General features: G+C 39.0%; 7 protein-coding genes and 1 pseudogene. 3 read left to right on the top strand and 5 right to left on the bottom strand.

The window, feature by feature from the left end:
• Positions 1 to 708: 708 nt before the first annotated feature.
• The 5 genes and pseudogenes from IQ228_RS26610 to IQ228_RS12330 form a co-directional block, all read right to left on the bottom strand.
• Complete coding sequence (locus IQ228_RS26610; RefSeq protein WP_027404883.1) at positions 709 to 906, bottom strand: hypothetical protein; 198 nt, start codon at positions 904 to 906, stop codon at positions 709 to 711.
• Positions 907 to 1,129: 223 nt separating this feature from the next.
• Positions 1,130 to 2,315: pseudogene (locus IQ228_RS12315) on the bottom strand (NupC/NupG family nucleoside CNT transporter).
• Positions 2,316 to 2,878: 563 nt separating this feature from the next.
• Positions 2,879 to 4,567: a serine/threonine-protein kinase gene (locus IQ228_RS12320; protein ID WP_193962971.1), complete on the bottom strand. Its 1,689-nt coding sequence runs from the start codon at positions 4,565 to 4,567 to the stop codon at positions 2,879 to 2,881.
• 150 nt (positions 4,568 to 4,717) lie between these two features.
• Positions 4,718 to 6,832: a cation:proton antiporter gene (locus tag IQ228_RS12325; RefSeq protein ID WP_027404886.1), complete on the bottom strand. Its 2,115-nt coding sequence runs from the start codon at positions 6,830 to 6,832 to the stop codon at positions 4,718 to 4,720.
• A 220-nt stretch (positions 6,833 to 7,052) separates the two neighbouring features.
• Positions 7,053 to 8,657, bottom strand: a complete 1,605-nt coding sequence (locus IQ228_RS12330; RefSeq protein ID WP_027404887.1) for a peptide ligase PGM1-related protein — start codon at positions 8,655 to 8,657, stop codon at positions 7,053 to 7,055.
• 361 nt (positions 8,658 to 9,018) lie between these two features.
• On the opposite strand from IQ228_RS12330, the gene IQ228_RS12335 reads away from it, so the two are divergent.
• The 3 genes from IQ228_RS12335 to IQ228_RS12345 all read left to right on the top strand — a co-directional run.
• A complete protein-coding gene (locus IQ228_RS12335; protein ID WP_027404888.1) occupies positions 9,019 to 9,645 on the top strand; it encodes an alpha/beta hydrolase in 627 nt (208 codons plus the stop codon).
• A gap of 504 nt (positions 9,646 to 10,149) precedes the next feature.
• Positions 10,150 to 10,362, top strand: coding sequence for a DUF2555 domain-containing protein (locus IQ228_RS12340; RefSeq protein ID WP_027404889.1), 213 nt, complete (start codon positions 10,150 to 10,152; stop codon positions 10,360 to 10,362).
• 248 nt (positions 10,363 to 10,610) lie between these two features.
• The coding region (locus IQ228_RS12345; protein ID WP_193962972.1) for a DUF262 domain-containing protein at positions 10,611 to 10,936 on the top strand (326 nt) is incomplete at its 3' end.

Consider the following 10,936-nt stretch of genomic DNA (forward strand, 5'->3'; position numbering starts at 1 on the left):
ATAGTAAACAGTCTCAAGGTTGGTTATTGAGTGATTTTAATAATTTAGAAAAATCCATTTCTTTGGAGTCTGTTGGGGTTGATTTACCGATATCGGAAATTTATCGCGGTGTTGTTTTTGGATAAGGTTAATGAGCGTTACACATTCACAAAAACCATATTCCTTGTTGGTGTCAACTTAGGCTAAAAATGGCTTATCTGTTGGCTTCCACACCCGTCAGGGAATAAATTCCCTGTCTCATAGCTCAAGTCCGTTTTAACGGACTAATAAATTTTCCTAATCTTTAGTCATCTTCAGATGACTTTTGCTAAGTAATTGGACAAAAATATTTACAGTCATTGCGAGGGAAGGGAAGCAATCACAACCCTTGCGATTGCTTCATTTCACTTCGTTCCATTTGCAATGAAATTGTGTAATTAATTCTGTCCCATTACTTATTAGACTGGGAATTTATTCCCAGGCGGGCTATGGGTTTTGCGTTAAGTTGACACCAATGAAGCTCTTGCTTTGTCCCTAGCATACTTGTCTGTTGACGATCAATATAATCATCAATCAAAGTCTAAAACAACCTCTTTATCTCGTTCCCATACTCTTCTCATTTTCTCGTTCCCATACTCTTCTCATTTTCTCGTTCCCATACTCTTCTCATTTTCTCGTTCCCATACTCTTCTCATTTTCTCGTTCCCATACTCTGTATGGGAATGAATTTTAGAAGGCTCTGCCTTCAATGGTAGCAGAGGCAGAGGCTCTTGAGGGCATTCCCAGTCGGAGGCTGGGAACGAGGTTATCTATCGGATAACAAGCAAAAGCACCTAATACCATAACACCAGCGGCTGCTAAAACATAACGTCTGCCCAAACTTACCCCATAACGTCGTTGCAGAAAATTGGTTGTGACAGAATTCATCCTTTTACCTCAATTACTCCAGATTTTCAGGTGTCTATTGCAAAAGACGTTGCTAATCTACTAATTGTTCACTATCTCATCCACGATTCATAAATTCTCAATTGTTACAGTTTTGGTAACAAATGTTCCCTGTTCCCGGTGGTGGGGTTCTTGTACCTCCATAAGAATGGGGTAGGCACGGGGGGCGCTACCCCTACAGCAAATCCTGTAATTCCAATTATTTCTAAATCAAAATTCCCGCAATTCCCGCAGTAATAAAACCGGCCAATAATCCACCAATCATAGTCCTTAAACCCATACGGGCTAAGTCTTGTTGACGGTTGGGTGCTATTCCTGTGATCCCACCAATAGTAATGCCAATTGAGCCAATATTAGCAAAATTACATAAGGCATAGGTAGTAATAATAGCTGAACGTTGAGAAATTTCTTGTTTCTTAATCAGTTCTCCTAAATCCAAATAGGCGATAAATTCATTAAGAATCGTCTTTTTACCTAATAATGCTCCAACTTGTCCACAGTCAGCCCAAGGTATACCCATTAACCAGGCTACGGGAAACATAATTAAAGATAACATCCCTTCTAAAGATAATTGCGGATAACCTGCCAACATTCACAGCAGCTAATAAACTCAAAAAAGCAATTATTATTACCCCAACATTAACTGCTAATTTTACCCCATCAATTGCCCCAGATGTGGCTGCATCAAGAACATTAACATAATTACTTTTGATGTTTATATTAACTTTTTCCGTAGTTTCCGATACTTCTGTTTCTGGATACATTATTTTTGATACTATCAATGCAACAGGAGAAGTCATAAAAAAAGCAGCAATTAAATGTTCTGGTGGAATCCCAAAGGACAAATAAGCACCTAGTACACCCCCAGCAATGGTAGCAAAACCACCAGTCATGACAGCGTGCAATTCAGATTTTGTCATATTTGCTATGTAAGGCTTGACCATGAGTGCTGCCTCTGTTGGTCCCAAGAAGATATTGCCCGCACAGGACAAAGATTCAGAACCTGATGTTTTCATGGTTTTCATCATGAACCATGCTAGGGCATTGACAACTCTTTGCAAAATGCCATAGTAATAAAGAATACTGATAAATGATGAGAAAAAGATAATTGTGGGGAGAATTTGAAAAGCAAACAGATGATCTTTGAAGTTTTCACCAAAGACGAATTTTGCACCAACATCAGAAAAAGCTAAAAAGTTACCAACGATATTTCCCAAGGATTTAAATAAGTTCAAACCCCAAGTGGTTTTGAGAATGACTATAGCTAAAATAAATTCCCACCCTAACCCCCAAGCAACTGTACGCCAACGCACGGCTTGACGATTCACGGACAGGGCGTAGCATATACCGATGAAAACACAAATGCCTAAAAATGAAATAGTGCGTTCCATTCCATGTTCAATGTTTCAATATTTTCTGCAAATAAGCTTCAGAGTAACTTAATTTCAGGTAAGTAATTGGACAAAAATATTTACAGTCATTGCGAGGGAAGGGAAGCAATCACAACCCTGGCGATTGCTTCATTTCACTTCGTTCCATATGGCTAACGCCACGCCACGCTTACGCAATGACATTGTGTAATTAATTCTGTCTCACTACTTATTAAGTTCCACATTGGCTGAGTTGCGCGGTGTTTTTTGCTAGAATGCTGCTAATTTTATTAAAATGACAGTATATTTGCTGGTTTAATCAGTCTTAAATATGAAGGAATAATTAAAAATATACAAAACTTAAATAAATTGTTATTACAGAACTATGCAAATGGGAATAAAGAGTGTATATTGGTTTCAACTTCAGTATACCGAAACATTTATAGTCTACCAATTATGGGATGCCCCCAGTTCACAACTCAAATGAACTGGGGGTATCTGTGTTTTTGGGAACAGGGGAAAAATTTTCTTCTTCTTCCTGCTTCTTCCTGAATGGGCGTAAGCCCTGCGCCCCTACCTTCTCCTTATCGCCAACCTAACCAGCGTAAGCAAGGGACAATTAGGTAATGGCTTATACTCAGGGAAAAGCTGATTAAAATACTCACTAAACTAAAAAAACCTATGGGTGAAAATATATCCAGCCCTTGTGGTTGACTGGAAAAATGGAATAAATGTAGTCCTAACCCTAAACGTACGAGAATGGCTATGAGGTTGGAACTTCCTAAACCTGCAATGACAGCGTAGGCGATTTGATGACTGCGAAGACCTAAACCAAGGGTTAATAGGGGAAGTGAGATTAAAATCCATGTGACTAAGCTTTCCGCCGGATTCGGTGTGGTGATGAATTGACAAGCTATCCAGCCTAAACTGTAGCCAATTAAGCCCATTAAGGCTGTGATGAGAAACCGCCGCTTTTGCCCAAAACAGCCTGATAAGGTTAATCCCCAACCTGTTCCCAAACCTGCAAAACCATATAGGATAGTTTCTGCGGCTATATAAGGTTGTTTTCCGACTAATGTGGGGAATTGATAGGCTAGTAATTCTAGCCAGCGATCGCCTAAACTGGTATGGTAAGCCAGGACAAAACCAATTATAGTCCCGATTCCCGCGCAGATACTTGTCAGTATCATTACCCAAACAGTCGCCAAACAGGCGGATAAAAATTTGTATATTCCCTGAATTATCAATAAAGTAGTATTACTTATAGCTTGAGTAAATTCAGTGATTGATTGGACAACAGATTTACCCGGACTGCTGAATAAACCTGGCTGTGAAGATGACGAGGCGATACTTAGTAAGCGTTTATGAATAATAGCTGTATTAGCTGGACGTAATCGCACATCATCTTCTACCATTTCATCAATTAAATCCGCTAAATCTGGGTTAATTTGCCGATAATTACGCCAACGCAATTTTCCAGTTAAACTATCTTCCAATTCGGATGGATATTTGGCGGTAAGTAGTTGAATCATCGTCCGTCCTAAAGCATAAAAATCTGCGGCTGGTCCAACATTACCGCCGCGAATTTGTTCCTGGGGACTATAACCGGAAGAGTATAAGCGTGTAGATGTGGAGTGTGATCGCAAAACTGACCCACTAAATTGTTTAGCACCACCAAAATCAATTAGCACTAATTGATCACTTTTGGCAGGAGATACTGGTGTGGAAGTCCGTAACATCAAATTAGAAGGTTTTATATCTCGGTGAATAATTTGGCGTTTATGTAATTCCTGTAAAATCAACACGGCTTGAATAAACCAACCGAGTACCAAATCTTCGGAACAACCTTGAGGAGAATTTATTAACACTTCCTCTAAAGTGTAGCCATTGATTTTTTCCATCACCAAACAAGGTAATTGATGGGGTTTAGGATTAATTAAGTTAACTTGAAAATACCCATTAGCATCAACTTTAGGCACGCCAGAATTGCGGAAACTACTTAAAACTTCCGCTTCTTGAATAAATAATTCCAGCGCCTTGGGTGAAGTTTCAACTAGCACCTTTAGCACTTTTTCTGTCTGTGTCTTTTCATCCCAAATTGTGTAAATTTGGGCAAATCCCCCCGCACCGAGAGGTTTAAGAGAGAAATAGCGATCTAACAGATGCAGCGGTGCGCCACAACTGTTACAGAATTTGTTTCCCCAAGGTTGAGGGTAAGGACGTTGACAATGGGGATTTATGCAGTGAACCGCACTCTGAGTTATCTGGGTCAAAACCACGAAAATACAAAGGCTGGATCGATTTTAGCGTCTATTTCACTTTAGTTCTAGATATTCGTCTAAATAACTCTAACTGGCCATTGCCATTAGTCTTTGTCCCAAATATCGAGCCTTTTTTTAGGTCAGAGGAGGGAATTACAGGTATTATTGAGGTTCTCCCAGCATGACAATCGAACATTTCAAATTGTTAATCACTTGGGTTGTCACTTCACTAACGGCTAATCCTCCAGCGGTGCGATAGCGGACAGAACGCAAAACCACTAAGTCAAATGCCTGCGCTTGCTCAATAATGACTTTGGCAATATCATCACCAACAATTGTTAAAATATTTGTATTGACTTGTAAGTTGCCTTGATTAGCAATATCAGACAATTGAGATGTGAAATGTGTAACCTGCTCATCAGGTATTAAGCGTTGGCTGGGACTGCGGTAGGCATCGTTCACGTGCAAAAGCACAACCTCAGCTTGATTAGCATCAGCTAAAATTTGGGCAAATCTGATAGTCCCAATAGTCACCCTCATTAAGTCACCAACAGGAACAAGAATGCGTCTGATTTCTGTCGGACTTTTTAACAGGCGTGTTACCGCTACCGGACAATGAGAAGACCAGAAAACCTTATCAATGAGACTACCAAATAAACGGGCGCGGAAATTCCTGGTATTTCCCCAACCCATTATCACTAAACTAGCATTATGTTCCCGACTGGCGTGACTAATCCCCAAAGCCACATTATCATCAATCCGAATTGTCGGTGATGCTTGGACGTTAAATTCTTGACTAATTTCGGAAGCCAACCTCAATCTTTCCTGACTTTGTGCTAGTGCCGTTACTAATTGTGGATCATCCATATTCAGATGGGCTTTAGTAATAGCTAAAGGCATAATCTGTCCAGATTCATGACGGGCTATAAGTGCTGCCATTTCCAGCAGATAACGTTGCGTCAGCGGGTTATAAATGGGAACTACAACAATAAATGGCGGGTAATCTTGTTGCAAACGGTTGTCTGCTGTCTCTATTTGCTCTTGAGATTCCCACCACACCGATAAACTATCTGTTTTCCATTCCGTAGACGGGACGACTTGTAAAGACCGAGCAACCCTAGCTGTAATTATCGGACCCATGATAGCCGTCACCAACATCAGGACAATAACACTATTTAAGACACCCTCATTGATTAGCCTCTCACCAGCAGGATTTACGGATTGATAGGCAACTAATGTGGCTGCGAGTGTGGCTGCTACCTGCGGTAGCGATAATGACCACATTGTCAGCATCTCTGAATTGTTATAGCGATAAAATGTTTTAGCTAGAAAGGCCGCCACAAATTTACTGCTAATCAGTGCCACGACAATTGCCACAGTTAAAGTAATTGAACTGAGAGTTTTGATAAACGCAGGTATATCAATTAGTAATCCCATGTCCACAAAGAAACAAGGGATAAACAGAACACTACCCACAAACTCTACCTTTTCTTTAACGGGGCTATTTCCCAAAACGCCATTGACTGCTAAACCTGCCAGGAACGCACCAACAATTTTTTCAATCCCAATCGCTTGCGCTCCTACAGATGCCAAAAATAAGGCCAGCAAGATAAACAAAAATTGATTACTCTCTTCCTCTCCAGTGCGGCGGAAAAACTCTTTTCCTACCTTATTAAACCCAAATAAGATCACAACTGAATAAATTGCTAGTCCACCCAATAAAGTAAATAATTTAAAAGCTGTGAAATCTCCTCCATGAATACCTACACAAATTGCCAGTAATAACAATGCACCTGTATCAGTAAAAATCGTTGCCCCAATTGTCACTGTGACTGCTTCATTGCCGATAACTCCCAACCGACTGATAATTGGATATGCCAAGAGAGTATGAGAAGCCAGTAAAGAACCAATCAAAACAGAAGAATTCCAGCTAAAATTGAATAAACGTCCGGTAATAATCCCCGCAATTAAAGGCATTAAAAAAGTCAGGAAGCCAAAACCCATTGAGCGATTTTTAGTTTGGCGAAATTGTTCAATATCAATCTCTAAACCTGCTACAAACATCAAATAAACTTTACCAATATCTGAAAGCAGTTTTATAGTTTCCGATTTAGGGTTGAGGAGATTGAGTCCATTTTGACCCAGTAATACGCCTGCTATTAGTAAACCCACCAATCCAGGTAATTTTAGTCTCTCAAATAGCGGGGGAACAATAAAAATAGCTATAAGGAGAATTGTGAAAGAAATGATTGGTTCATTGAGAAAATCTACTGGCATTTTTCATAAAATAATATTTATATCTATGATAATACAAATCTTATGAACATAAACACAGTATATTATAATAGTTTGCTATCTTCCTCCCTACTCTATCTCCGGGTATAACTGTTTCCTACCGGAGATGATATCCTGACATCAGAATTTTGTGAATATTCCTGATGCTTGATTGATAGAGGAATAGAGCATCAGGAATATCAAGCTGAATTTTATATTTGATTTAACAACTATATCCATCCCCAGTCATGGGAAAATTATAATCAGTAAAGATAGCATGATTATTATGATCACCGCTGGTTTCTTGATCAAGAACCTCAATAACTTTATTATAAATTTCTTCCGCTTCTTGGGGTGAATCACCAATACTGGTTAATCCTAATTTACCAAATTGGGAAAGACAACCCATGAGATGAAAAACTGTACCTGTTTCTGTGCCGCTATCAAAATGTAACCTGTGGTGAGCGATAATATCCATTAAATCATTAGGTAATAATCCCTGATAATTAGATTTTTGTAAATTATCTGTGGCAATATAATATTTAGGTCTGCCTTGTTGACTATAAAATAATCCAGTGGATAAATCATAACGACCATTAGTTAATAATTTCAACGTCATAAATGGATGGGTTGTTCCTCCTTTGCGAAGGTTAATTTCAATGGCTTGAATATCCCATTTACCATCACCTTTGTCAACAGTGACAAAATCAACGGCAAATCTTTCTAAAGCTCCTTTTTCCGCTAATTTATTTCCAACTCTTAAACCTAATTCCTGTAATTCACAGCGATAATTTGCATCCGCAGGAAAGCGACAACCTATATAAATTTGTCCGTCAGGTCCGCCTAAAATTTGGTCATGGGTAGAAATAATTTCCACTTCTCCATTAGGTGTGATTCTGCCTTGGACACTGGGTGAATATTTGATTTCTCCTTCGATAAAAGCTTCCACTATTGCCCCCAATTCAGGAATGCGTCGAGAAAAATTCGCCCAGGTTTCTTGTAAAGATTGAAAACGTAAATGCAGGAAGCGATCGCTAATTGCTGTTACTCTTTGACTATGATCAGCTTTTCCCGGTGCAACATCCATTATTTCCCGTAGATCTAACAGTGCATTCCCTTCCCCAGAAAAACCTTCATTCAACTTAATTACCATTCTTTGTAATGTCGGTTGACGTTCCCACAAATCAGCCGCAGCATTTGCTAAGTCTTCGCAATTCCTGACTAACTCGCTACCGTCGGGAAGTGGGACATTACTTTCTTGAAAAATCTGTCTACTACCGCTCTTTGTTCCCCAAATTTGCAAATCTGGTGCAGCAGCATATAAAGGTACACCCAACTTTAAAGATAATTGCGCTTCCCAAAAAGTGGAATTATAACATACTATGAAAGCTTTATCTAGTCGCAAAGCTTTGTGAATTCTTTCTAATAACCGAGGCCGTTCTAATATTTTTTGACTGAGGGGTTTTAAAGAAGCATCATAGGCAGAAAGTAATAATAAGCGATGACGAGCATGAGAAAAAGGAATGCCCGGAAGTAGTTGCAGATAATAATCAATAATACTGGGATGCAGTGGCATTGATGTCACATAAATTAATCTAGTCCGGGGATTTCTTAACCGCATTAATGAAAAAAGTAATCTTTCTTCATAATGCTCACATCCTTCTATCTTGAGTAATTCTCCTTGATCGATACTCAAAGAAGGAACAATTAAAATATCTGCTTCACTATTGTCGAATAATTCGCTAGTTTGCCAGCGATCGCGTAATGTTAATTGTAAATTACGAAATTTATCAATTTCTTGTAAATCATCAATATTTAATGTGACCATATCCCCATCCCCATATTATTTTTTTATTTTACTTCCCTATTTAATATATACCCCAAGGGAGAGTGTAAATTAAAATGAAGCTGCATAGAATAAAATTTCGGGATTTATTGACCGCAGATGAACGCAGATAGAGACGGAATTCATGGATTTCATAATTCTGTGTAACCTCACATAAAATTGGTATTAAACTTTGCGCCTTTGCTTCTTGGCGCAAAGCATAATTCATGCTGTCATTATGCAATATCACTGTGTAAATACGGCAAAATATAAAAACTTCCAGAAGAACGAAAAAAGTTAGGAAATGTGTACTGGATTAAGACGCGGTATACTGTATCTGCATTAATTCTTAACTCAATTACCTATGACTCAAACATTAGACTTCATCAGAGTTTCTCCACCAGCAGGAAAAACACCAGATGCTTTAATCGTCACTTTACATGGTTGGGGTGCAAATGCCCAAGATGTTACATCTTTGATCCCTTATGTCAATTTACCTGATTACGAATTTCTCCTCCCCAATGCTCCCTATCCTTATCCTTATGCTGACACGGGTAAGGCATGGTATGACCTGCGGACAGAAAATATGTATGATGGATTAACCCAAAGTAAACAATTACTGATAGATTGGTTGCTCTCTTTAGAAAGTAATACGGGTGTACCGTTATCACGCACAATTTTGAGCGGATTTTCTCAAGGTGGGGCAATGACTTTAGATGTAGGATTAAGCTTACCCTTGGCTGGGTTGGTAGTGATAAGTGGCTATCTACATCCTGACGTAGCAACGCTGAATCAAGGCAATTTTCCGCCGACATTAATCATGCACGGTACAAGGGATGAAGTAGTCCCCCTGCAAGCAGCGATTAAGTCGAGAGAAATGGCACAATCTCTAGGCGTAGCTGTGGAATATCATGAATTCGCCACGGGACATGAAATTAATTTACAAATGTTAGAAGTGCTACGAACTTTTGTTCTTAACACAATTGGTTAGGTTTAGTTACAAAAATTTTCCAAATTCTGGTAAAAATCACAAGAATTTTTACAAATTTCATGCTCGTTAATGAGTAAGATAGAACAGGTGGAAGCAACTCCACCCTAAGCTGAATGTAAGCGCTGCGAAAGGGAGGGGCAAGCATTGTCAGTAACCCAGCCCTAAAGGGACTGAGCTTGCAAGAGAAATCAAACAAGCTGTACTGACCAGACCACCTAGAAATAGGTAGCCGTTATTTGAGTCACGACACCCCGGAATGCGAAGCTAGTTCCCTGCTCTGTCGCTTGTGATTAAACAGTTCTAAGGTCACTGGAACAGTGTTGCAAGCAAAACAAGCTCTTATAACTGGTCGAAGCTAACATTACCCCAGAAATGGGAGTTAGTTTTTCAGGTTTCCAATCAAAAAACCTGACTAAAATTTAAGATTCAATGCGGTTAAAACCGCCCGTGTCGCTTCCCTCTCAGCCCTAAAGGGACTGAGTTTCCCGCATACCGCGAGGTCTTATGAAAACTCTAAGCATTTCCAAAACAGAAATTTCTGCTATGACGACAACAGAGGTAAGGGATTTGGCTACACGTCTGGAACTAGATAATTATAGTAATGCTTTTGAGGGTTTGAATGATTGGCATCTACTGCGGGCGATCGCTTTTCAGCGTCCAGAGTTAGTTGAAGCCTATATCCACCTCTTAGATTTAGAAGCTTACGACGAAGCCTAAAGATTGTAGGGAAAAATTCAGGAGTCGCTCAGGGTTTAGCCATGCTAAATCCTGATTTTGCTTGCATAATTTAATTTAGATGCGTTTTGCCTCAATAGCGAATTTAATAAAAGTTCTACTACTCAGTGAGATTACTGTTCATAAGTCGTTGAAAATTCTATTCAATCAACGCCCAGATAATTTGTTTGGTATTATGATTTAATGATATCTAATTCTGCCTAAGTAAATTTTTAGTAGCATTTGTCATAATGGAAACAAATAAACTCAATAATCAACAGATGGAATTAATAGATCAAGATGATGATGAAAATTTAGAACCCTTTGACCCAACACAGATTAGGGTTAAAACTAAACCTATGACAATGGATCTCCTACTTAAAAGAATTGAATATGATGAAATTGATTTAGCTCCTGACTTTCAACGCCAATCTGATATTTGGACACCTAAAGCCAAAAGTCGCTTAATTGAATCTCTTTTAATTAAAATTCCACTTCCAGCGTTTTATATAGATGCTACTGATGATAATAAATGGATTATTATAGATGGTTTACAAAGAATCAGCACATTCAAAAG

The sequence above is a fragment of the Dolichospermum sp. LEGE 00246 genome, assembly GCF_015207865.1.
Lineage (GTDB): Bacteria > Cyanobacteriota > Cyanobacteriia > Cyanobacteriales > Nostocaceae > Dolichospermum > Dolichospermum heterosporum.